26 protein-coding genes and 1 tRNA gene are annotated in these 19,780 nt (G+C 60.7%); 12 read left to right on the top strand and 15 right to left on the bottom strand.

From position 1 onward, the window contains the following. Positions 1-117 precede the first annotated feature (117 nt). Positions 118-193 (top strand) — tRNA-Lys (locus tag O1Y97_RS15865). A 6-nt stretch (positions 194-199) separates the two neighbouring features. On the opposite strand, the gene O1Y97_RS15860 is transcribed toward O1Y97_RS15865, so the two are convergent. Then, on the bottom strand, positions 200-334 hold the full coding sequence (locus O1Y97_RS15860; RefSeq protein ID WP_318761636.1) for a hypothetical protein: 135 nt from the start codon (positions 332-334) through the stop codon (positions 200-202). Between O1Y97_RS15860 and O1Y97_RS15855 the strand changes: the two genes are divergently transcribed. Further along, complete coding sequence (locus O1Y97_RS15855; RefSeq protein WP_318761635.1) at positions 321-674, top strand: hypothetical protein; 354 nt, start codon at positions 321-323, stop codon at positions 672-674. The two genes, O1Y97_RS15860 and O1Y97_RS15855, sit on opposite strands and share 14 nt — an antisense overlap. Positions 675-853: 179 nt before the next feature. After that, on the top strand, positions 854-1,603 hold the full coding sequence (locus O1Y97_RS15850) for a sulfotransferase family 2 domain-containing protein (protein ID WP_318761634.1): 750 nt from the start codon (positions 854-856) through the stop codon (positions 1,601-1,603). Here the strand turns inward: O1Y97_RS15850 and O1Y97_RS15845 are convergent. Then, the gene (locus O1Y97_RS15845; RefSeq protein WP_318761633.1) at positions 1,600-2,736 is read right to left on the bottom strand and encodes a glycosyltransferase family 61 protein; all 1,137 of its coding nucleotides are present in this window, start codon (positions 2,734-2,736) and stop codon (positions 1,600-1,602) included. The two genes, O1Y97_RS15850 and O1Y97_RS15845, sit on opposite strands and share 4 nt — an antisense overlap. 235 nt (positions 2,737-2,971) lie before the next feature. Between O1Y97_RS15845 and O1Y97_RS15840 the strand changes: the two genes are divergently transcribed. Then, complete coding sequence (locus O1Y97_RS15840; RefSeq protein ID WP_318761632.1) at positions 2,972-4,075, top strand: acyltransferase family protein; 1,104 nt, start codon at positions 2,972-2,974, stop codon at positions 4,073-4,075. Between the two features lie 81 nt (positions 4,076-4,156). On the opposite strand, the gene O1Y97_RS15835 is transcribed toward O1Y97_RS15840, so the two are convergent. Then, positions 4,157-4,828, bottom strand: a complete 672-nt coding sequence (locus O1Y97_RS15835) for an outer membrane protein (RefSeq protein ID WP_318761631.1) — start codon at positions 4,826-4,828, stop codon at positions 4,157-4,159. Positions 4,829-4,893: 65 nt separating this feature from the next. On the opposite strand from O1Y97_RS15835, the gene O1Y97_RS15830 reads away from it, so the two are divergent. The 5 genes from O1Y97_RS15830 to O1Y97_RS15810 all read left to right on the top strand — a co-directional run bounded on the left by O1Y97_RS15830 (position 4,894) and on the right by O1Y97_RS15810 (position 6,626). Then, positions 4,894-5,607, top strand: coding sequence for a lysozyme family protein (locus O1Y97_RS15830; RefSeq protein ID WP_318761630.1), 714 nt, complete (start codon positions 4,894-4,896; stop codon positions 5,605-5,607). Position 5,608: 1 nt separating this feature from the next. After that, positions 5,609-5,782: a hypothetical protein gene (locus O1Y97_RS15825; protein ID WP_318761629.1), complete on the top strand. Its 174-nt coding sequence runs from the start codon at positions 5,609-5,611 to the stop codon at positions 5,780-5,782. 1 nt (position 5,783) lies between these two features. Next, a complete protein-coding gene (locus O1Y97_RS15820; RefSeq protein ID WP_318761628.1) occupies positions 5,784-6,023 on the top strand; it encodes an ABC transporter permease in 240 nt (79 codons plus the stop codon). After that, positions 6,020-6,238 carry a hypothetical protein gene (locus tag O1Y97_RS15815; protein WP_318761627.1) on the top strand — a complete coding sequence of 73 codons (219 nt, stop codon included), beginning with the start codon at positions 6,020-6,022 and terminating at the stop codon, positions 6,236-6,238. The genes O1Y97_RS15820 and O1Y97_RS15815 overlap by 4 nt, the downstream gene beginning before the upstream one ends. Before the next feature lie 109 nt (positions 6,239-6,347). Continuing rightward, positions 6,348-6,626 carry a hypothetical protein gene (locus O1Y97_RS15810; RefSeq protein ID WP_318761626.1) on the top strand — a complete coding sequence of 93 codons (279 nt, stop codon included), beginning with the start codon at positions 6,348-6,350 and terminating at the stop codon, positions 6,624-6,626. Positions 6,627-6,851: 225 nt separating this feature from the next. Here O1Y97_RS15810 and O1Y97_RS15805 read toward each other — a convergent pair whose 3' ends face one another. The 3 genes from O1Y97_RS15805 to O1Y97_RS15795 all read right to left on the bottom strand — a co-directional run bounded on the left by O1Y97_RS15805 (position 6,852) and on the right by O1Y97_RS15795 (position 9,334). Next, positions 6,852-7,568 carry a DUF1194 domain-containing protein gene (locus tag O1Y97_RS15805; protein WP_245439388.1) on the bottom strand — a complete coding sequence of 239 codons (717 nt, stop codon included), beginning with the start codon at positions 7,566-7,568 and terminating at the stop codon, positions 6,852-6,854. A gap of 84 nt (positions 7,569-7,652) precedes the next feature. Then, the gene (locus O1Y97_RS15800; protein WP_318761625.1) at positions 7,653-8,117 is read right to left on the bottom strand and encodes a DUF995 domain-containing protein; all 465 of its coding nucleotides are present in this window, start codon (positions 8,115-8,117) and stop codon (positions 7,653-7,655) included. A 65-nt stretch (positions 8,118-8,182) separates the two neighbouring features. Continuing rightward, a complete protein-coding gene (locus O1Y97_RS15795) occupies positions 8,183-9,334 on the bottom strand; it encodes a helix-turn-helix transcriptional regulator (RefSeq protein WP_108608077.1) in 1,152 nt (383 codons plus the stop codon). A gap of 269 nt (positions 9,335-9,603) precedes the next feature. Here O1Y97_RS15795 and O1Y97_RS15790 point away from each other — a divergent pair, with 269 nt between their 5' ends. Continuing rightward, positions 9,604-10,119: a BA14K family protein gene (locus tag O1Y97_RS15790; RefSeq protein ID WP_318761624.1), complete on the top strand. Its 516-nt coding sequence runs from the start codon at positions 9,604-9,606 to the stop codon at positions 10,117-10,119. A 31-nt stretch (positions 10,120-10,150) separates the two neighbouring features. Here O1Y97_RS15790 and O1Y97_RS15785 read toward each other — a convergent pair whose 3' ends face one another. From O1Y97_RS15785 to O1Y97_RS15755, 7 genes are all read right to left on the bottom strand, one after another. Beyond that, entirely contained in the window at positions 10,151-10,927 is a 777-nt protein-coding gene (locus O1Y97_RS15785; protein WP_055976737.1) for a DeoR/GlpR family DNA-binding transcription regulator, read from the bottom strand. Between the two features lie 108 nt (positions 10,928-11,035). After that, entirely contained in the window at positions 11,036-12,445 is a 1,410-nt protein-coding gene (locus O1Y97_RS15780; RefSeq protein ID WP_318761623.1) for a pyridoxal phosphate-dependent decarboxylase family protein, read from the bottom strand. Positions 12,446-12,480: 35 nt separating this feature from the next. After that, positions 12,481-13,212 carry a proteasome-type protease gene (locus O1Y97_RS15775; protein ID WP_108608075.1) on the bottom strand — a complete coding sequence of 244 codons (732 nt, stop codon included), beginning with the start codon at positions 13,210-13,212 and terminating at the stop codon, positions 12,481-12,483. A 26-nt stretch (positions 13,213-13,238) separates the two neighbouring features. Next, on the bottom strand, positions 13,239-14,033 hold the full coding sequence (locus O1Y97_RS15770; RefSeq protein ID WP_108608074.1) for a transglutaminase family protein: 795 nt from the start codon (positions 14,031-14,033) through the stop codon (positions 13,239-13,241). A 12-nt stretch (positions 14,034-14,045) separates the two neighbouring features. Further along, the gene (locus tag O1Y97_RS15765; RefSeq protein WP_108608073.1) at positions 14,046-14,987 is read right to left on the bottom strand and encodes an alpha-E domain-containing protein; all 942 of its coding nucleotides are present in this window, start codon (positions 14,985-14,987) and stop codon (positions 14,046-14,048) included. 17 nt (positions 14,988-15,004) lie between these two features. Beyond that, the gene (locus O1Y97_RS15760) at positions 15,005-16,417 is read right to left on the bottom strand and encodes a circularly permuted type 2 ATP-grasp protein (RefSeq protein ID WP_183261005.1); all 1,413 of its coding nucleotides are present in this window, start codon (positions 16,415-16,417) and stop codon (positions 15,005-15,007) included. 154 nt (positions 16,418-16,571) lie between these two features. Beyond that, on the bottom strand, positions 16,572-16,808 hold the full coding sequence (locus tag O1Y97_RS15755) for an Lrp/AsnC ligand binding domain-containing protein (protein WP_108609892.1): 237 nt from the start codon (positions 16,806-16,808) through the stop codon (positions 16,572-16,574). Positions 16,809-17,001: 193 nt separating this feature from the next. Between O1Y97_RS15755 and O1Y97_RS15750 the strand changes: the two genes are divergently transcribed. Next, positions 17,002-17,415, top strand: coding sequence for a DUF4864 domain-containing protein (locus O1Y97_RS15750; RefSeq protein ID WP_318761622.1), 414 nt, complete (start codon positions 17,002-17,004; stop codon positions 17,413-17,415). A 47-nt stretch (positions 17,416-17,462) separates the two neighbouring features. Here O1Y97_RS15750 and O1Y97_RS15745 read toward each other — a convergent pair whose 3' ends face one another. Continuing rightward, a complete protein-coding gene (locus O1Y97_RS15745; RefSeq protein WP_318761621.1) occupies positions 17,463-18,221 on the bottom strand; it encodes a class I SAM-dependent methyltransferase in 759 nt (252 codons plus the stop codon). A gap of 116 nt (positions 18,222-18,337) precedes the next feature. Further along, positions 18,338-19,309, bottom strand: coding sequence for a threo-3-hydroxy-L-aspartate ammonia-lyase (locus O1Y97_RS15740; RefSeq protein ID WP_245439386.1), 972 nt, complete (start codon positions 19,307-19,309; stop codon positions 18,338-18,340). A 171-nt stretch (positions 19,310-19,480) separates the two neighbouring features. Between O1Y97_RS15740 and O1Y97_RS15735 the strand changes: the two genes are divergently transcribed. After that, on the top strand, positions 19,481-19,771 hold the full coding sequence (locus O1Y97_RS15735; RefSeq protein ID WP_318761620.1) for a putative quinol monooxygenase: 291 nt from the start codon (positions 19,481-19,483) through the stop codon (positions 19,769-19,771). The last annotated feature ends 9 nt before the right edge of the window (positions 19,772-19,780 follow it).

Below are 19,780 nucleotides of genomic sequence, written 5' to 3'. Positions count from 1 at the left end.
GGCCTGTCCTGGACGGAACATTTAACAGGCTGTTTGCAGCGGTGTTTTTCCGGTTGACCCGACCCGGCACTCTCCCTATGTTCCGCCGCAATTTCCGGGTCGCCTCGCGGCCTTCGGGAGCGCGTAGCTCAGCCGGTAGAGCAACTGACTTTTAATCAGTAGGTCCAGGGTTCGAATCCCTGCGCGCTCACCACAATCGCTAACGCGATTTCAACGCCTCGCCCGCCACCTTGGCGCCATCGGCGCCCTCTCTGGCCTGTGCGCGGATCAGGCGGCCGTAGACGATGAAGCGGTTGTGGTCGCCGCGCAAAACACCTCCGATGAAAGTCGGCAACTATGCATCTGCCGACGACGCTACGCTTGATTACTACAAAGAGAGATTGAGCAACGTCTCTCTGGCATTCGGTGGAGCAGCAGTTGGGCTTGCCGCGTCTTCGACCTTCTACAGAGCTACACGGGTCAGCAACATCGTTTGCTCTAAAGCCCAAGTGACACTGACGAACAAGGGCTCGTCGGTCGGCGCTGCGGTCATCAGCGGCCTCCCGTACTCATCGATCGCCGGATACGCGTTGTCAGTCGATGCAAACAATATGACATCTGAGGTCGGCGACACGCACCTTGTCGCGCTCTCCACTGGTTCAACCATCGGCCCGCCGGCGTTCGCACAGCACTGACGAATGCGGATTTCACGAATGCTTCCTTGTTGGAGATCTCAGGTTCTTTCCAACCGACAATGCGGCGGCGTAGTGCAAGCATCGATTGAAGATTGGTCACCTGTTCGTGCGAAGATAGGTGGCACGCACCAATCTCCTCTGATAGCTGGGTAGTTGCCACAATTGAGGGAGCTAGATTTTTGCGGCGGGCACTATTCCTGCATACCCAGAAGACGGCTGGGACCTCAATCCAGCATATTGCTCGGCAATTTTACGGGCCCGACAATGTAACCAGCCACGCAGATTATGAGGAGTTGGGCGTCGCGGCGTGCGGCACCCTTGACTTCGTTTCCGGGCATTTCGGGTACGAATTCGCCAGACCCTTGATGCCTGATCGGTATTGCTTCACGTTTCTGCGCGATCCCATTGAGCGGGTATTGTCCCTCTACTCCTTCAGCGCAGGACGTCCCGCCGGGGAATCGCCATTTTACGATGTAGCCCGCGAAGAAGGGCTGGAAGCGTTTCTCAGGCTCGCACACTGCCCTGAGCCGGTCTACCGAGAGATGTTCTGGAACCACCAGACGTGGCAGCTCGCGTATGGCCGTGGTGCCGAATTTGCCGACAAGCCGTCCAGGGTGGTCGATGAGTTCGATGGTACCGAGATGTTGGCAATGGCCAAACTCCACCTCAGTACCTTTGACTATATCGCTTTCGTGGAACGATTTGACGATGACGCTGCGGCCATCTTCAAGGCCTTGGGATGTGGAAAGGTTGAGTTGGTTCGCGCTAACTCCAGCGCAAACAGACCTAGTACCGAAGGGCTGCCGCAAGCAACGATGGACCTGCTGTTAGAGTTCACGGCCCTCGACAGGGAACTTTATCAATACGGGTTGGACCTCAGGAAATCCTACAAGCCAAAAGGGCTTATCCAGAGGATCTTCGGCTTCTAGGATAAACCCGCGAGCACGGTGCGGATAGCATCCAAATCCGTCTCAGCTTCCACTTTTGCCAGTTTCGTCGAGACATTCGGGATGTATGGGTCCCCCTCCATGGTGGAGGGGCTGAGGATCACCGAATAATCGTGACTGCACGCGGCTGTAAGGTTGAATAGCCACCTCTCGGGCGTCCCGCTGTCGCCCCAATAACCGACCCAGTGCTCAGGCATCAAGTCGATGATCTGCGCGCCTGGTGGCGTAAAGACCATATTGGCAAAAGCCGAGCCGTGGTTGCCGGCAATGATCCTGGTGCTTGCAAATAGGTTGATCTGCTCGCGGAAGCTTAGGCTTGCCGGGCCGATAATCTCGAACCCGGCATCAACGAACAACGCAATAACGTCTGCCTCATTCTTGGCTGTCCGGGGCGAGTATGCACCTTCGCGCGACAGGTAGATGCGGCGCGAGTGATCGACTTCGTCTGATGGTTTGGCTAGTTTCCTTAACGCGTCCATAGATGTGGGGCTGGGCAAGAAGCAATTGGTTGCGGTCACAGTGCTGGGCATCACCATATGGCGGAACCGCACAGTTCCTTGAGCCCGCAATATCTTGCTTTCGTCGAACCCGACATCGGCCAGCGCATTGCTCGCCCACGCCGGCAGGAAGTCGGGGACCAGTACCTTCAGACCTTCGCGCCTAATCTGATCGCTTAGAAGTGCGATCGCACAGAGTCCGTCCAGCACGAAGTGCCCATAGGCGCCGCAAGAACGGTGAAATACATGGATGACACGATCAGGCACGGTGGACGTGGCCGCATTCTGAACCCGCCGCGGCAGATCTTCCAATGTCGTGTCAACAAAGTAGCTGGCAATATGTCGAGCCGTTTCGTCTATGCGACCATCGTTCAGAACGACCAGACCTGAGCTGGTGTCCAGGACGCAATTCGCTAGATGCCTGAAAGAGATGTCTCGCGATTGATAGCCGTCTTGCTCGAAAAGCGACCGAAGGCGACGCTCTCGTTCTGAGCCGATATTGGCGACGATGCGGGCCGACCTGTGGGGAACAATGTCCGCCGAGCTTTCAATCTGCTGCGGCTGAGAGGCGTCATGGGTCGGCTTGAAAAAAGCGGATATGTGCGACAGCAGCCCCATTAGATGGCATCATGCATAGTAAGTGTCGCCCACGCTCTTCGGGGGTAAATCTATCAGTTAGGCGAATGTCGCTCAATGACCGGAATGACTCTCCGACAGTCAACCTGACCCATGCGACTTCTATCAGGCGACAGACGCCGCAGCGTGGTCCCGCTCCATGGTGGACAAGCTGACTTTACCAATGCCACGGCGCTGATTATATCCTTGCGCATCACTACGGAGGCGGGCGGGGAAATTGAATAGTCGAAGGCTGGAGGGCCTTGATACTCTGCGAGGGATGGCAGCGCTATCGGTAGCTGTTTTCCACACCGTCGTACTGCGGGAACTAATTCCATTTGACAGTATCCCCGATTGGTTCAAGGCGCTCTATATTGCTGTCCCGCTCTTCTTCGCAATATCAGCGTTCTCTCTCAGCACTCGATACAATGGGAGTCTAAATCGGGCTTCTGATTGTTGGCATTTTTATCTGAGGCGTTTTTTCCGGATCGCACCGCTATTCTACCTAATGGTTGCCGCCTGGATCTTGACCTACTCCTATTTGTGGCAGCAATGGAAAACACCGCCAATCGAGGACATCGTCCTTAATCTGACTTTCGTGTTCAATTTCCTGCCCGAGAAAGTCGGCAGCATCGTTCCTGCCGGATGGTCTCTGGGCACGGAAATGGTCTTCTACGCCTTCTTCCCGGTCCTGCTTTTCGTGATACGAAATGTCTGGACAGGGGTGGTTGCCTTAATCTTCTTTTCGGCAGTGGCGGTTTTTGCCGGCATCATATTCACACCGTTGCCCAACACATTTGCGTGGTTCTCCGCTGTATGCCAGGCCCCGTTCTTCGTCGCAGGCATCGTGTTGTTTCACATGTTCCGGCAAATGGAAGGCTGGTCGCAACAGGCTCGTAAGTGCACCGCACTGGGCCTGCTCATCTCGTCGCCGGCGCTGCTTGTGCTGCTTTCTGAGCTAGGCGGCCATTCGATTGTTTTCGATGGGTGGCACCCTTGGCCACATCTGACTGGTGCGGCCTTGCTGCCCCTCGTCCTCGCTTTTGCGTTGCATCCATTTCGGCTCGTTGTGAATCGGGTCACTGTGTTTTTCGGTGAGATCAGTTATGGAATCTATCTTATCCATCCTGTGGCTATTGTTTTAGTAGGGCGGCCAATTCAGACCAGCATGGAAGGACAACCCCAGTGGTTGATCCTTCTCTCTGTCGTGGCTGGCGTTCTGACGACCGCGATCATTTTGGCATCTGCTACGTACTATGGGTTTGAACGGCGCATCAGTCGTTGGCGGCCTCGCGCAAGGCGCGCCACAATCGAAACGGCGTCAGAACCGGCCGCTGCGTAATTGACCTTGCTCATATCGAATTAGAGGTCACCCGCGGCCGACCACCCACAATGGAGCCACACATGGCTGATCGTTTGGAGGTCAGAACTTGTAGGCGACGCCAAAGCGTACATCGTGGGTTTTGAGGTCGACTGATTGGAGTGTATTTACGGGAGGATATGTGGTCGCGCTTGCGCGTCCGAAATCGCTGTAACGATACTCGAGGCGCATCACTAGCTGATCAGTCGCCGCGTACTCAGCGCCGCCACCCAACGTCCAGCCGGCCAACACATCACGTACCTGGCCATGATACATGCCGCGGGAGCTATTCGTATCTGCCTTCGCGATAGCTAACCCACCCGCGATGTAAGGTAGGACGCGGCCGACAGAGTACCCCAGCCGGGCACGAACAGCACCGGTCCATTCCACATCGGTTTCTGCGGTTGCAGCTCCGTCAGGGATGCCAGCAGCGTTGACTGAAAGATCTGGTCCACCCTGCAAGTTAGTCCAAGCGATATCCCCTTCCACGCTTACGATGATCTTATTGGGGAACTGATGGTTAAAGCCGACATAGGCACCACCCACAAAACCATTGATATCATTGTGGGTGAACGGGAACAGTGTCGCGGAGTGTGTGACGTGGTCCGCATCCCCCCAACTGTGGCCCGCCTGCACGCCGATATAAGCGCCCGACCAGTCATAGACCTGATCCTGTCCGGCGGCCGCTCCGACGTTGAGTGCAAGCACACCCGCTGCAAGCAGTAGATTTTTCATGAGTCCCCCCAAGTAAGTTCCTTGGGTCGGGTAACACACTCCCTGCAATCTGAAAAGGAACCACCATGGACAGAACCGCTCCCACCGGAGCGGCGCTTCTGCTCGACTTTATCGGCGGCATTGAAGCGCCTCGCGGCTACGACACGATCTATGGCAACAACCAGGGCAAACTCCTGAAGCCGCTGACCACGATGAGGCTCGGCGACATCATCGACGAGCAGAAGAACTGGACCAGGCGCTTCAGGTCGTCAGCCTCCGGCCGCTACCAGTTCATGCGGGCCACGCTGATCGACCTGTCGAAGGAGCTTAACCTGTCCGGTGCTCAGGTCTTCAGCGCCGATTTCCAGGACCGGCTTGGCTATCACCTGCTCAAGCGCCGCGGCTATGAGGCATTCATGGCCGGGAAGATCGGTCGCACCGAGTTCGGCAAGCGGCTGGCGCAGGAATGGGCCTCGCTGCCGGTTCTGACGGCGACACAGGGCGGAAGCCGCAAGGTTTCGCGCGGCCAGTCCTTCTATGCCGGCGACGGCCTCAACAAATCCCTGGTCAAGCCTGAGACGGTCGAGGCGCTGCTTGATCGCGTGAAGCTGACGCTCTTGGGCGCCGAGGGCACCGCCCCGAAACCCGCCAGCACTGCCGAGGATGCTCGCAGGGCGCAAGAACAGCAGGCAAAGCAGCCGACCAAGCCTGCATCCCGCGAACCTGCCAAGGGCTTGGCCTTCTGGCTGCAACTCATCGGCAAGTCGATTGCCGCGCTCTTTTCCAGGATAGGACACTGACATGCGCAAGTATTCGAAATTCTTCGTCGCGGCGTTCGGCATCGGGGCGTTGATCGGTCTGCGGCACTTCGCGGTCGACATCCCCGGTCTCGATGCGGTCGTGCGTGACCTGATCGTCGGTGCTCTGGTTGCCGGCGGCGTCTATCAGATCCCCAACCAGTCGGCGGGCCAGTGACATGACGGCGCTGCTCCTTTCGTTCCTCTCCAACCCGACGCTGCTGGCTATCATGGCCGGCATCCTTGGCGCACTCGGCTGGGGCTTCAAGCAGCGGCTCACCGGTGCACGGCTCGAACGCGAGAAGCACGCCGCCGAGGAAGCCAAGGCCCGCGACATCCGCGACGAGGTGCAGAACGACGTCGGTGCCATGCCGGCCGATCAGGTGCGCGCCGAACTCGCCAGGAGGGCCAGCAAATGAAGCGCCGGCTCGCCGACATCATCACCCGCATCCTGCTGCTGATTGTCGTCCTGACCGGCTTGTCGGCCTGCACGACGGCAAAGGGGAGCTTCTGCGAGATCGCGCCGGATCTCAGCTACCGCCAACAGGTCTACGACGCCATGAACGACGGCGAGGCCGCGCGGCACCTGGCCTATCTCAAGACCGGCGAAAGGCTGTGTGGGTGGAAGCTATGACGGCCACGGTTCTCATCATACCCATCAACGATGCCCTGCTGATCGGCTTCGGCCTGTTCATGGGCTGGCTGACTGCAAGGGCGGTGAAATGAGCGAACGGACAACGGAGATGGACGGCGATCTGCTTTCTCGTGTGGTGTCATTGGAGCATCAGACGGCGGCCAGCGACAGGCGGCTGTCGAACCTCGAAGCTTGGCAGCGTCAAAGCGACATCGCCGACGCGCGCAAGGACGAGCAGTTCAAGCACATGGATATGCGGTTCTCGACGCTGGACGCCAAGATCGACGGTGTGAGCGGCACCCTCAACTGGATTGCCAAGCTGGTCATCAGCGGCATCATCCTGGCCATCGTCGCCTTCATGATGGGCGGAGGCTTCAAACTGCCCTGACCAATATGCACTATCTGCATATTGCCCCGCTGGCTCCGGCCAGCGGGGCTTTTTGTCATTCATCGTTGAGCTGATCGAACAACTCCTTGTCGGCGGAAAGCTCGGTAGGCGGAAACGCTGCAACCCTTGCCCTCAGATCCGAAGTTCGATCCCATAGCGTCCCTTGCGGCTGCATCGACTGCAATGCTTGCGCAACCGCCTCGTTGTTGGGCTCTGCCTCGCACCTCAGCGTGTTGATCTGTCGGGCATCGACCAACTGATCTCGACCACGAGTTTGCGCCGAAGGGCGTCGGCGTAGTCACCGACGGAGTCGGGGCTGACCACGAAGGCGCCGGGCCCGCCGATGACATTTTCCGCAAAATAGTCGGTGAGGTCCCTTGCCACGCCACGCGTGAAGGCGGGCATGGCGATGGCATTGATCGTGTAGCCATTCCTGATCGCCCGCAACCTGCTGAGTGCAACAGGAAGGCCGTCATTGTTGGTGCCGTTGGCGGAGATGTCTATGACCCTTCTCCCGGCATGCCCGGAATACTGCTCGAAAAGCATGCGGCTTAGGTCGATGGCAAACGAAATCGAGGTGCTGCAATTCCTGAGGCAGCCCCGGCCGCTATCGCCATCGCGACTGATGATTGTCGCGGCAGCCTGTGCGTCACCGGGGTTGCAGATCGACGTCCACGGAAGCACGGTGCGGACGTGTCCCGGCCCGGCCCATTCGAAATAGGTGATGGCGATGCACCCGAAGGTGCCTCTTGCGATCGCCGCAATGACCTCGGGCGCCATCAGGGCGTCTGCATGGCCCTGGCGCTGCATGTCCGCCGTCGCTGCGTCGATGGACGCGGACACGTCGACGGCGAAAACGATGGCTGTGTCCACATTGGTGGCATGTGCGGGGCTCGTCGAGACGGCGAGAACCGCAGACAATCTGGCAAGAAACGCGCCCACAGGCTCCACTCCTACGTAGCACATGGAACGGCCTCTCGGGCCGGCCTGGCCCAAGAGGCGATCCGCGGTGATGTCGGTTGCGCGTCAGCTTCCGGATTTTTTCTTCAGTTCGGCAACGGTCTTGGAGACCTTGTCGCCGGCGCTCATCTTCTTGAGCTCGGAGTCATAATAGCCGTATTTCTTGTCTTTTTCGCCGCTCCAGAATGTCATGTATTTCTTGCCGACCCGATACCAGGCCCAGCAGTCCCCACCAGTATTGGACTTTCCGTCCTTGACCGATGTCCGCTTGAGTTTGCCGCATACCTCGTTGCCGTTGACGGTCCATTTGCCCTCTCCAAACCAGCTCTTGTCCTTGCCATGCATGAGAAAGGTGCTGTCCGGCGCGAAGTAGGCACGGCTCCTGCTCCAATTGGCCGACTTGCCCGAATAGAGTTCGCGGACCTCCGAAGCGGTCAGCGGCACGGCATCCTTGGGGAGCTCCTCCGCCCAGCCAACGAGAGGGATCAGCGCAACCACCAAGGCAGACAGTCCGATGATGCTCTTGCTCATGGGATCCTCCTGTGAAGGCTCATGAGAATCCGTCACCTTGACGGGACCCGAAACACCCAAATGGGTTACGTCATCGGCAAGGTACCTGCCATGTTGGCCGTCAGCGCCACCAGTTCCCCCTGCCGGTGCGTTCCGGTCTTGGCGAAGATCATCTTCATGTGCGCGCGCACCGTCTCCTTGGAGAGATGGAGGCTTTCAGCGATCGTTCCTGGCCCGGCACCAGTAGCCAGCAGCACCGCGATCTTCGTCTCTGCCGGCGTCAGGCTGAATGCGCCCCGTAGCTGATCCGACGTCGTCCGCGGGCGATCCTCGAAATTCTTGACGATGACGATGGCGCTGGTCGACTGGAACACATCCCCGATGATCCCCGCCGTCGGCAACGCCTCCACGAGCAACGGCCGTTTCGGATCCCGCCGGATTGCCACGGCGTGGCTTGCATCAAGGCTCGAAGGACGGCGATGGGTGATCGCCTGGTGAACCAGCTTGCGCAATTCCAGCTCGCTTGCATGATTGGCCGCCCTGAGCCGGCGCCCGGAAAGATACAAGCCGTCACCGAGAACCCGCTCGGCGATGCTGTTGTGGCTGAGCACATTGCCGACGCAATCCAGCAGGAAGGCTGCGCATGACAGCGCTTCCAGGGTCGCCAGCGCGGTTCGCCCCTGCGCCAGGGCCAGGGTTTCCGACAGCGATATCATCCGGCGAAAATGCGGAGCGATCCTGGCAAGGATCCTTGAATCCTCCGTCGTAAAATGCCCCTGCCCCTTGGCACGCAGCATCGGCACTGCCCAAAGCTCGCCGTGCACCTTGAGCCCCACCATTGCGAAGCCCGGCAGGCCGAACGCCATGTAGAGTTCGTTGTAGTGGCGCAGTCGTCGACGTTCCTCGTCCGTGGCAAGGTCGTGTTCCGTAACGACAGTGCGTCCTGCACGCAGCAGCGGCATGCCGCGCTCGGCCCGGTAATGCCCGAGATACCAGCGGTTCTTGATGTATTCGGACAGCAAGTCGCCATAGTCTCGGGAACTCGGCATTTCCGTGAAATCGCGGGCCGGGTTGCGAGGGTCGTTGGCGCGTGCGTCCGGATTGCTGGGGTAGAACATCATGCAGGCGGCGTTCAATGAGCGCGCAAGTCCGTGCAGCGTGTCCGTCCACCTCGCAGGGTCAAACACCGCTTCGTAACAAGCGTCTATGTCGCGCTCAATGCGGTTGTCCAGCATCATGCCGGACCCCCTCTCGCTCTCCGCGCCTCCTCAAAGCCGCACAGCCAAGGTACCACACACACCCGGATGGCTACAGAGCGATTGCAGGCCGGCAAGCATGATTCCGCGCCAATATTCGCCAGTCGCGGCACAAAACGAACCGCCGGCCATTATTTCCACGTGAAAGGCTGACAGCTCGCACTATTGGCTGCCAGGTGTCGGCCGAGGAACATTTGCCCGTTGGCGCCGTTTACCTCTACAAGCGGACGCCACACTACGAGGAGACCATCATGAAGAAAGTTATGTCAGGCTTGATGGCAACGGCCATTGCCGCATCGTTTGCGATTGCGTCAATCGTGCCGGTTGCCGCCGCACCCGCCTACTATCCCAAGGCGCCGCAGGCCGACACTGCCATCCAGCAGGTCCAGTATGACAACTACTGGAAGAAGCGTCGCGCCATGCGCGTCGAACGCAGCGACAGTGCCAGCCATTTCCGCACGCCGCGTCGCGGCTTCTACAGGGACCGTGGCGACGTGGTCTATTTCAACGGTCATCGCGGCTACCGTGACTACCGCCCCGGCTATCGCCGTCACAACGACTTCTGGTTCCCGGCCGGCGCATTCATCGCCGGTGCGATCATCGGCGGCGCCATCGCCAACCAGCCGCAGCCGCGCTACGTCCAGCCGAGCCGCTACGGCAATTCGCATGTGCAGTGGTGCTACGACCGTTACCGGTCCTACCGGGCCTCGGACAACACGTTCCAGCCCTACAACGGGCCGCGCCAGCAGTGCTATTCGCCTTACTGACTGAGGCGTAGCAGTCGAACGGAACCCGCGCTCACAAGGGCGCGGGTTTTTTCGTTTCGACAAGCTGGACATCGGATTCCGCGCAAATCTTGCGAATGCTCGGAATGTCGCAGTGGTCGGTGATGAAAGTGTCCATTTGCGACAGGTGCGCAATACGCACCGGCGCCGTGCGCTCGAACTTGGTCCGGTCCGACACCAGTATGACATGACGGGCATTGGCGATGATCGCCTGCGCCACCTTCACCTCGCGAAAATCGAAGTCCAAAAGCGCGCCGTCATGGTCGATCGCCGAGGCGCCGATGACCGCATAGTCGACTTTGAACTGGCGAATGAAATCGACCGCCGCCTCGCCGACGATGCCGCCGTCCGAGCCGCGCACCACCCCGCCAGCGATCACCACCTCCATGTCAGGATATACCCGCATCCTGTTGGCAACATTGATGTTATTGGTGATGACCATCAGTCCCTTATGGTCGAGCAGCGCCTTTCCGACGGCTTCGGTGGTGGTGCCGATATTGACGAACAGCGAGGCGTTGTCGGGAATGATACGCGCCGCCGCCTGGCCGATGGCATCCTTCTCGTCGGCCGCGATCTTGCGCCGCGCCTCGTATTCCAGGTTCTCGATGCCCGAGGGGAACAGCGCCCCGCCATGGATTCGGCTCAGCAGGCGCTGGTCGCAGAGGTCGTTGAGATCCTTGCGGATGGTCTGCGGCGTGACCTGGAAATGTGCCGCCAGGTCGTCGACCAGCACGCGCCCATTGTCCTTGGCAAGCTGGATGATTTCCGACTGGCGCGGCGAAAGATACATTTCGGCATTCCCCTCATTTCGTTTTGACGGACGATAGGGGAAAACGAAAGCACTGAAAAGGCGCTTCGAAAGCAAAGGCGAAGCACCTTCCCCGATCGCCGGCCGCCCTCAGCCGGCGCGGGCGATCTCGGTGATCACTTCGAATGCGTGGTCGACGTCGGCCTCCGTCGCCTCGAATTGCCCTGCCTGGAAGCGGATCACCGCGCGTCCGTCGAGGCGTGTCTGGGTCAGGTAGATCCGGCCATCGCGATTGATGCGCTCGACAAGGTCGAGATTGTGCTGGTCGAGATCGGCGGCGGCACCGGGTACATGGCGGAACGAGAACAGCGACAGCATCGGCTCGCTGCTGATCTCGAAACCGGGCTCGCGCCGCAGCCGTTCGGCCAGCTTCTCGCTCCACGCGACATGGTTGCGGATCATCGTCCGCAGGCCTTCAAGCCCATGCGCACGCAGCAGGAACCACAGCTTCAGCGCCCGGAACCGCCGGCCGAGCGGCACCGACCATTCGGAGTAGTTGATGATGCCGTCGTGGCCGTGCGTCTTGAGATAATCCGGGCGGATGGCAAGCGTCCTGACCAGGCTTTCAGGGTCGCGGATGAACTGGATCGAGCAGTCGAACTGTGCCCCCAGCCATTTGTGCGGATTGAAGACGATCGAATCGGCGCCCTCCACCCCGGTCCAATAGTGGCGGAACTCGGGACAGATCATTGCCGAGCCGGCCCAGGCGGCGTCGACATGCAGGTAGAGGCCTTCACGCTCGGCAATCCTGGCGACGGCGGCAATGTCGTCGGTGCCGCCGACACTGGTGCCGCCGACGCAGGCGATGATGCCAGCCGGCAGGAAGCCAGCGGCACGGTCTTCGACAATCGCCCGTTCGAGTGCCTCCGTCGCCATGGCGCGGTTGGGCCCTGCCGTCGCAATGCGCACCAGATTGTCCTCGCCGACGCCCGAGACCCAGATGGCGCGATCGATCGACGTGTGCACCTGATCGGAGCTGTAGATGCGCAGCCTTGGCTGCCCGGAAAGCCCTGCCTTGTTGCCCTGCCAGGCCAGCGCGCGTTCGCGCATTGTCAGCACGGCGGCGAGCGTGGCCTGCGACGCGGAATCCTGGATCACGCCGGTGAAGCCGTCAGGCAGGCCAAGCGCCTGGCGCATCCAGTCCACCACGCGGGTCTCGAGCTCGGTCGCCGCCGGCGAGGTTTGCCAGAGCATGCACTGGGCTGCCATGGCGCTGACCAGATATTCCGCCACCACCGACACGGGCGCAGCGTTGGCCGGGAAATAGGCGAAGAAGCGCGGATGCTGCCAGTGCGTCATGCCGGGCACGATGGTCGCCTCGAAATCGGCGAAGATATCTTCCATCGGCTCGGCTTGTTCGGGCGCACTGGCCGCGACCGCGCCGAAAATGCTTCCCGGTTTGACATCCGGCCGCACCGGTCGGTCACGTAGCCCGGTGCGGTAGTCCACGCCCCATTCGGCCGCCTTCACCGACCAATGGCGAAACTCGTTGTTGTCCATGGTCGTCCTCCGACGTGAAATAGGGCGCTGGCCGACTACTCGATGAAATCAGGCAGGCTCTGGAACGCTGCTTTCAGCGCATCCGACCAGCCTTCGGAAACACTCCTGTAATAGGGATCGTCAGCGCCGATCCGCCTTTTCAGGCCGATCTTCAGGCTGTCCTTTTCATAAAAGGCGAGATCGAGCGGCAGGCCGACCGAAAGGTTCGATTTCAGCGTCGAATCGAACGAAACCATCAAAAGCTTCACCGTTTCGGCAAAGCTCATCTTGCGGTCATAGGCGCGCACGATGATCGGCTTGCCATACTTGGTCTCGCCGATCTGGAAGAACGGCGTGTCGTCGCTGCATTCGATGAAATTGCCTTCCGGATAGATCATGAACAGCCTGGGTTCGCTGCCCTTGATCTGGCCACCGAGGATGAACGAGGCGTTGAACGCCGAATCCGCCGTCTGTCCGGCGGGAGCCGACTGCGAGATCACTTCCTTGACCGTGTCGCCGACCAGCCGCGCGATCTGGAACATCGAAGGTGCTTCGAGCAGCGTAGGCGCCCGATCGGCCACAGCCTTGGTCCGCTCGTCGAGGAGGCTGACCACGGCTTGCGTCGTGGCGAGGTTGCCGGCCGACATCAGCACGACCACGCGCTCGCCCGGCTGCTCCCAGATACGCATCTTGCGAAAGGTCGAAATACTGTCGACCCCGGCATTGGTGCGCGTGTCCGACATGAACACCAGTCCGCGATCAATCTTCAGGCCAACGCAGTAAGTCATCGATTCCGGTCCGCTTGCTCGCCGGATTACTGCTCTACAGTGATGTGGACTGCAAGCCGTTCCTGCGCCCGACCGATCAGGATGCCCGAAATCGGCATCGCCTCGCGATAATCCCGGCCCACCGCGACGCGCACATAGCGCTCGTCGGGCGAAATGCCGTTGGCGGCGTCGAAGCCGACCCAGCCGAGCCCGTCGACATAGGCTTCCGCCCAGGCGTGGCTCGCCACCTGCTCCACCGTGTCGTCCATCATCAGGTAGCCGCTGACATAGCGTGCCGGGAAACCCGTCAGCCGGGCGCAGGCGGCAAACACATGGGCATGGTCCTGGCAGACGCCGGTGCCTTTTTCCAGCGCCTGTTCGGCGGTCGTTCGGGTATCGGTGGTACCGGTCACGTAGGCGATGCGGTCCCGGATCGTCGCCATCAGCGCGTGCAGCCGCTCCAGTCCGCCGCCCTCGCCCATGCCGGCGACGAGTTGGCGGATAGACGCGCCCGGCGCCGTCAGCGGCGTCTCATGCTGGAAAAGCCACAGTGGCGCAAAACCGCGGTGCGGCCCGGACACGCCCGCCACATCGTTGGTCTCGACCTCGCCTTCGGCCACCACGCTGATCGTATGCGGGTCGCTGTCGATGCTGAGAAGCCGCGTGTCGTTGCCGAACTGGTCGAGGAAGCGCACCTCCTCGCGCGCACCCTCGACGCGCAGCGACCAGGTCAGCACGGTCTGCGCCGGCCCGCTGACCGGCCACAGCCGCAACCGCTGCAAGCCATAGCGGATCGGCTCGTCATAGTTGTATTCCGTGCGGTGTGTAACCTTGAGCCGCATATGATTGTCGCCTCAGTAGAAGCCGAAATCCTGGGCGACCTGATCGCCCAACCGGTTATTGTCGGTGATGAAATCGGCCAGGAATTCGTGCAGGCCGGCTTCGAAGATGTCCTTGATCTCGGTGCCGCGCAGCTTGGCATAGGTCCGCTCTGCGATCTCCTGCGCCGGGTGCCGCGCGCCATAATCCTCGCCGAGAAATTTGAGATGTTCGGCCAGGAAACGATAGCTGAAGGTCAGCGAACGCGGCATGCGCACGTTGAGGATCAGGTACTCGGCGATGTTGGTCGGCTTGTATTCGGCCTCGTAGACCCAGCGGTAGGACCGGTGTGCCGCCACCGACCGCAGGATCGACTCCCACTGATAGTTGTCGAGCGACGAGCCCACCCACGATACCGACGGCAGCAGCACGTAATATTTGACGTCGAGGATGCGCGCCGTGTTGTCGGCGCGTTCGACATAGGTGCCGAGCTGGGCGAAGTCGAAGATCTCGTTACGCAGCATGGTGCCGTAGAACGAGCCGCGGATCAGCGCCGTTTCGCGCTTGATGGCGTCGAGCACGCCGGGCAATTCGCGCTGGTCGATCGGGCTGGCCAGCACGCGCTTCAGCGACATCCAGGCTTCGTTGATGCTCTCCCAGGTTTCCCGGGTCAGCGCGGTGCGCACCATGCGGGCATTGTTGCGCGCGGTCTCGATCGCCGCCACCGCGCTCGACGGGTTCGACATGTCGCGCAACAGGAAGTCGGCAACGTTTTCGGATGTATAGTCGCTGTGCTTGTCGGCAAAGGAGGTTGCGGCTCCCGCCGAAAGCAGCACCGATTTCCATTCCTCCGAGGCGTCCTGGCTGCGGGTCAGCGCGATGCGCAGGCCGGCATCGATCAGCCTCGCCATGTTTTCGGTCCGCTCAATGTAGCGGTTCATCCAGTAGAGGCCGTTGGCGGTGCGTCCCAGAAGCATGAACTGTCAGCGTCCCCTTAGTCGTCCAAAACCCAAGTGTCTTTGGTTCCGCCCCCCTGCGATGAGTTGACGACAAGGGAGCCCTCCTTCAGGGCCACGCGCGTCAAGCCACCCGGCACGATGCGTATACGGTCCGAAACCAGCACGAACGGCCTGAGGTCGACATGGCGTGGCGCCAGGCCCTTCTCGGTCAGGATCGGGCAGGTCGACAGCGACAGTGTCGGCTGGGCGATGTAGTTCGACGGCCTGGCTGCGAGCTTCTTGGAAAACTCCTCGCGCTCCTTCTTGCTCGCCGCCGGCCCGACCAGCATGCCGTAGCCGCCAGAACCGTGCACTTCCTTGACCACCAGCTCGGCGAGATGCTCCTGGACGTATTTCAGGCTGTCAGGCTCCGAGCAGCGCCATGTCGGGATGTTGCCGAGGATCGGCTTGCGGCCGGTATAGAACTCGATGATCTCGGGCATGTAGGAATAGATCGCCTTGTCGTCGGCGATGCCGGTGCCTGGCGCGTTGGCGATGGTGATGTTGCCGGCGCGGTAGACGTCCATGATGCCGGGCACGCCGAGCGCCGAGTCCGGCTTGAAGGTCAGCGGATCGAGATAGGCGTCGTCGACGCGGCGATAAAGCACGTCGATCTGCTTGTAGCCCTCGGTGGTGCGCATCGCCACGCGCCCGTCGACGACGCGAAGATCCTGTCCCTCGACAAGCTGCACGCCCATCTGGTCGGCCAGGAACGCATGTTCGAAATAGGCCGAGTTGAAGCTGCCCGGCGTCAGCACCGCAATCGTCGGCGCGCCGCTGACCCCGTTCGGCCGCACCGCCGCCAGCGACTGCCTGAGCAACTGGGGATAGTTCTCGACCGGGTGCACCTTGATGCGCTGGAACAGCTCGGGAAAGAGCTGCAGCATCGTCTCGCGGTTCTCCAGCATGTAGGAGACTCCGGACGGCGTGCGCGCATTGTCCTCGAGCACGTAGAACTCGTTCTCGGAGATGCGCACGACGTCGACGCCGATGATGTGGGTGTAGACCCCCGCCGGCGGTCTGACCCCGATCATCTCCGGCAGGAACGCCTCGTTGGTGGCGATCAGATCGCGTGGCACGCGGCCTGCGCGCAGGATCTCCTGGCGATGGTAGATGTCGTCGAGAAAGGCGTTCAGCGCCTGGACGCGCTGCTCGATGCCTTGCGTCAGCCTGCGCCATTCGTTGCCGGAGATGATCCTCGGCACGATGTCGAACGGGATCAGCCGTTCGGAGGCCTCCTGCTCGCCATAGACGGCGAAGGTGATGCCGGTCTTGCGGAAAACCCGCTCGGCATCGCGCATCTTTTCGGTAAGGCGGGCAGCATCCTGGTTCTTGAGCCAGCCATCATAGGCTTCGTAGGGCCGTCTCAATCCGGCTTCTGCCGGGAGCATTTCGTCGAAGGCGACCAATGGCAAACTCCCCTCTGAGATCAGTGAAATGACCTCGGGGGAGAAAATCAAGCGCAATCGCCTGTTTCAGGCGTAGCCGGCTTCATTACAGGGAATTTGCCCATCATTTTGGCAGAAAGCCGGGGACTTGAGCGTATCCCTGCCCTCGCCGCGCTCAGAAGGCGCGGAAGGTCACCGTCGTGAAGGTGTCCTTGATGTTGCCGATCGAGTGGACTCGCTCGTTGACGAAGTGCCCGATGTCTTCCTCGTCATCGACATAAAACTTGGCGAGCAGGTCGTAGTTGCCGGCGGTCGAATAGATCTCCGAGGCGATCTCCGCATCAGCCAGTGCGCTCGCCACCTCATAGGCCTTGCCGAGTTCGCATTTGATCTGCACGAAAAAGGTCTTCATCGCACCGTCCGTTCCGGCCCTGCCATCGCTGCCGGTCTTGTCGCAGAACCAGCCTGCGCTTTCAAGCCAATGCTTGGGCACTCTGCCGCTGGCCAATGAGCCGGTAGCATGAAACCGCAAACGGCTCGCCTGCGTATGTTACAATGTCATCGTGGCGCCGGCCAATGCCCGCCATCGAACGGGAGACGCCAACATGCGCCGTGCCGCCATCGTCTTCGCCACCTTGCTTTGCGCCTTTCCGGCCCTTGCCGGCGATGCCGAGATCAAGGCGGCGCAGGGCAGCATATCGGGCCAGCTCCAGGCCTTCCGCGCCGGCGACAACGCCACTGCCTACGGTTATGCCGCGCCGAATGTGAAGCGCATCTTCCCCACGCTTGAAACCTTCATGGGCATGGTGACGGGTGGCTACAAGCCGGTGCATCACCCGCAGAGCTTCGATTTCGGCAAATCCCGGGAGATGGGCCCGACCGCAATCGCCCAGCAAGTGCTCATCGTCGGGCCCGACGGCAAGGACTACGAGGCCGTCTACACGCTCGAACTGCAGCCCGACGGCATCTGGCGTATCACCGGCGTCAGCCTCAGGGCCTCGAACTCGCTGAGCACATGATGGCGCGCCGACAAGGCGTTTGCCGTCGCGCCATGTGCTCAGGCTCGTCACGCCGGCCGGCGTGCCTCGAAGCTGATGGTCTCATCTTCCTTCTGCGGTACGCGGCCATGTTGGTAGTTCCCGGAGGCGACGATGTCGACAAAGCCGGCTTCTGCCAGTGAAAGGGCAAACTCGTTGACGCCCCACCAGCGCAGGCTGAACAGTTCGAGTTCGGTATCGACCAGCTTTGTATGGCGCCAATGCTCATAGCGAAGCTGCGAGACGGTTTTCTGGGTGACAAAGTCGGTCTCGACCCTGGTGTCGGTCAACGTCAGCAGGTCGCCGTCTTCGGTGTTCCAGCTGCGAACGGAACCGCTCGTCCCCAGGAAGCTGCCGATCGGATCCAGGTCGACCATAAGCCTGCCATTCGGCGCCAGATGGTCGAAAAACCGGCTCAGCAGAGCCTTGGCCGACGCCAATTCGGTGATCAGCTGGAACGAGCCGAGCGGCACGACGATCGCCTCAAATTGCCGATCGTAGGCAAAGCTTTCAAAGCTCTGCTGCGTCAGCTTCGGATCAAGCGACCGCTCCCGGCATGCGCTCAGGCAATAGCTCAGCATCTCCTCGGACGGGTCGAAACCTTCCACCGAAATGCCTGATTGCAGCAACGGCACGTAAAATCGGCCGTTGCCGACAGCCGGCTCGAGCACCGGGCCGGTGCAGGTGTCCAGGCGCTGACGATAATATTCGACGTCCCCAAACGACCTGCCGACAGGCTTGTCCAGGTTGTAAACCCAGGATGCCAGGGTTCCGTAGCGATTGTTCATGCAATTCCCGATGCGCTTACTTCCATGCCTTCGCAATAAGACAAGTCAGCTTGTGCGCCAATACCCGATACTCCAGGGCTTGCGGTCAGGCGGCATCGCCTGAACCCCAGAACACCTTAGGCCAGAAGCGTGCTCAGCACCTTCAAATCCACATTGCCGCCACTCAGAACGATGCCGACCCGCTTGCCCGCACAACCAAGTGCGCCATGCAGGACGGCAGCCGCAGCCAGGCAGCCGGTCGGTTCGACGATGATCTTCATGCGTTCGGCAAAGAACCTGACAGTATCGACCAGTTGCGCGTCCGTGACGGTCACGATGTCATCGACCTTGTCTTTCAGGATCGGAAAGTTGTGGTAACCGACATGGGTGACGATCGCCCCGTCGGCGATGGATTTCGGCGGTGCGATGTGAACCACCTCCCCCTTGCGCAGCGACTGTTGGCCGTCATTGCCGGCCTCAGGCTCGACACCGACAATCCTGCATGCGGGCGACAGCGCTCGCGCGCTCAACGCACAACCGGCAAGCAGCCCCCCACCGCCCAGCGGCACCACAAGCAGATCGAGGTCTCCAGTGTCCTCGATAAGTTCCAACGCCGCAGTGCCCTGCCCGGCGATGACGTCAGCATGGTCATAGGGCGGGATGAGCGCCGCGCCGCGCTCGGCCGCGATGCCCCGGGCGATCTTCTCGCGGTCTTCGGTGTAGCGGTCATAAAAGACGATCTCGGCGCCGTACCCCCGGGTCGCGGCCACTTTTATGACAGGCGCATCCTTGGGCATGATGATCGTTGCCGAAACACCCAGGAGGCTGGCGGCATAAGCGAGGGCCTGGGCGTGGTTGCCCGAGGAATAGGCGACAACGCCGTTGGCCCGCATTGCTTGGTCCAGCACGGCGATCGCGTTGTAGGCCCCGCGAAACTTGAACGCGCCAGCCCTCTGCAGGTTTTCCGCCTTGAAATAGAGCGTTGCGCCAGTTTGCGCATCTGCCGTCCGCGACGTCAGGATTGGCGTCTTGTGCGCAGCCCCCGCAAGACGCGCCTGGGCTAGTTTGACATCGTCGAATGTGGGGATTCGCAGCGAAGGACTGGCCATATGCATCTCCGTGGCAGGCATTCAAAACATAGCCTGTCACGGGCGCACGCATAAGTCCGGCGCATCAAAGGCGGAATGATTGTCGGCTGCCGGGCAGACGTGTCTTGCAGCCAATGGCCGAAGGGTGAAAACCGGGCCTCGGCACCAACAGAATCGGATCAGGCTTCATCCATGCTCAAGGTCATCGCCCAGGACTTCATCAAGGCGGAATTCATCGAAACCGTCATGCCGCTCTATGCCGAGCTTGTCGAGAAGACCCGGCAGGAGGAGCTGTGCATCGCCTACGATCTTTTCATCGACCAGAAGGACCCCGGGCATTTCATCTTCGTCGAGGAATGGCCCGATCGTGCCGCCCTCGACGCACATTGCCGGTCGGAGCACTTTGTCCGGCTGGTGCCCTTGATCAACCGGCATCAGCGGCAGGATCCGACCTTCATCCTGATGAATCCGTTCGCCGCCTGAATCAGCCAG

It is taken from the genome of Aminobacter niigataensis (genome assembly GCF_946995915.1).
Lineage (GTDB): Bacteria > Pseudomonadota > Alphaproteobacteria > Rhizobiales > Rhizobiaceae > Aminobacter > Aminobacter niigataensis.
This window is presented reverse-complemented; position numbering and strand designations above follow the sequence as displayed.

What these genes read in the sequence shown, in the direction of transcription:
- O1Y97_RS15795 (WP_108608077.1), bottom strand. Translation starts at nt 9,334, where the DNA reads ATGATGCTGGACAACCGCATTGAGCGCGACATAGACGCTTGTTACGAA.
- O1Y97_RS15780 (WP_318761623.1), bottom strand. Translation starts at nt 12,445, where the DNA reads ATGGACAACAACGAGTTTCGCCATTGGTCGGTGAAGGCGGCCGAATGG.
- O1Y97_RS15785 (WP_055976737.1), bottom strand. Translation starts at nt 10,927, where the DNA reads ATGTATCTTTCGCCGCGCCAGTCGGAAATCATCCAGCTTGCCAAGGAC.
- O1Y97_RS15825 (WP_318761629.1), top strand. Translation starts at nt 5,609, where the DNA reads ATGCGCAAGTATTCGAAATTCTTCGTCGCGGCGTTCGGCATCGGGGCG.
- O1Y97_RS15835 (WP_318761631.1), bottom strand. Translation starts at nt 4,828, where the DNA reads ATGAAAAATCTACTGCTTGCAGCGGGTGTGCTTGCACTCAACGTCGGA.
- O1Y97_RS15830 (WP_318761630.1), top strand. Translation starts at nt 4,894, where the DNA reads ATGGACAGAACCGCTCCCACCGGAGCGGCGCTTCTGCTCGACTTTATC.
- O1Y97_RS15820 (WP_318761628.1), top strand. Translation starts at nt 5,784, where the DNA reads ATGACGGCGCTGCTCCTTTCGTTCCTCTCCAACCCGACGCTGCTGGCT.
- O1Y97_RS15745 (WP_318761621.1), bottom strand. Translation starts at nt 18,221, where the DNA reads ATGAACAATCGCTACGGAACCCTGGCATCCTGGGTTTACAACCTGGAC.
- O1Y97_RS15800 (WP_318761625.1), bottom strand. Translation starts at nt 8,117, where the DNA reads ATGAGCAAGAGCATCATCGGACTGTCTGCCTTGGTGGTTGCGCTGATC.
- O1Y97_RS15790 (WP_318761624.1), top strand. Translation starts at nt 9,604, where the DNA reads ATGAAGAAAGTTATGTCAGGCTTGATGGCAACGGCCATTGCCGCATCG.
- O1Y97_RS15770 (WP_108608074.1), bottom strand. Translation starts at nt 14,033, where the DNA reads ATGCGGCTCAAGGTTACACACCGCACGGAATACAACTATGACGAGCCG.
- O1Y97_RS15750 (WP_318761622.1), top strand. Translation starts at nt 17,002, where the DNA reads ATGCGCCGTGCCGCCATCGTCTTCGCCACCTTGCTTTGCGCCTTTCCG.
- O1Y97_RS15735 (WP_318761620.1), top strand. Translation starts at nt 19,481, where the DNA reads ATGCTCAAGGTCATCGCCCAGGACTTCATCAAGGCGGAATTCATCGAA.
- O1Y97_RS15740 (WP_245439386.1), bottom strand. Translation starts at nt 19,309, where the DNA reads ATGGCCAGTCCTTCGCTGCGAATCCCCACATTCGACGATGTCAAACTA.
- O1Y97_RS15845 (WP_318761633.1), bottom strand. Translation starts at nt 2,736, where the DNA reads ATGGGGCTGCTGTCGCACATATCCGCTTTTTTCAAGCCGACCCATGAC.
- O1Y97_RS15775 (WP_108608075.1), bottom strand. Translation starts at nt 13,212, where the DNA reads ATGACTTACTGCGTTGGCCTGAAGATTGATCGCGGACTGGTGTTCATG.
- O1Y97_RS15765 (WP_108608073.1), bottom strand. Translation starts at nt 14,987, where the DNA reads ATGCTTCTGGGACGCACCGCCAACGGCCTCTACTGGATGAACCGCTAC.
- O1Y97_RS15810 (WP_318761626.1), top strand. Translation starts at nt 6,348, where the DNA reads ATGGACGGCGATCTGCTTTCTCGTGTGGTGTCATTGGAGCATCAGACG.
- O1Y97_RS15815 (WP_318761627.1), top strand. Translation starts at nt 6,020, where the DNA reads ATGAAGCGCCGGCTCGCCGACATCATCACCCGCATCCTGCTGCTGATT.
- O1Y97_RS15755 (WP_108609892.1), bottom strand. Translation starts at nt 16,808, where the DNA reads ATGAAGACCTTTTTCGTGCAGATCAAATGCGAACTCGGCAAGGCCTAT.
- O1Y97_RS15855 (WP_318761635.1), top strand. Translation starts at nt 321, where the DNA reads ATGAAAGTCGGCAACTATGCATCTGCCGACGACGCTACGCTTGATTAC.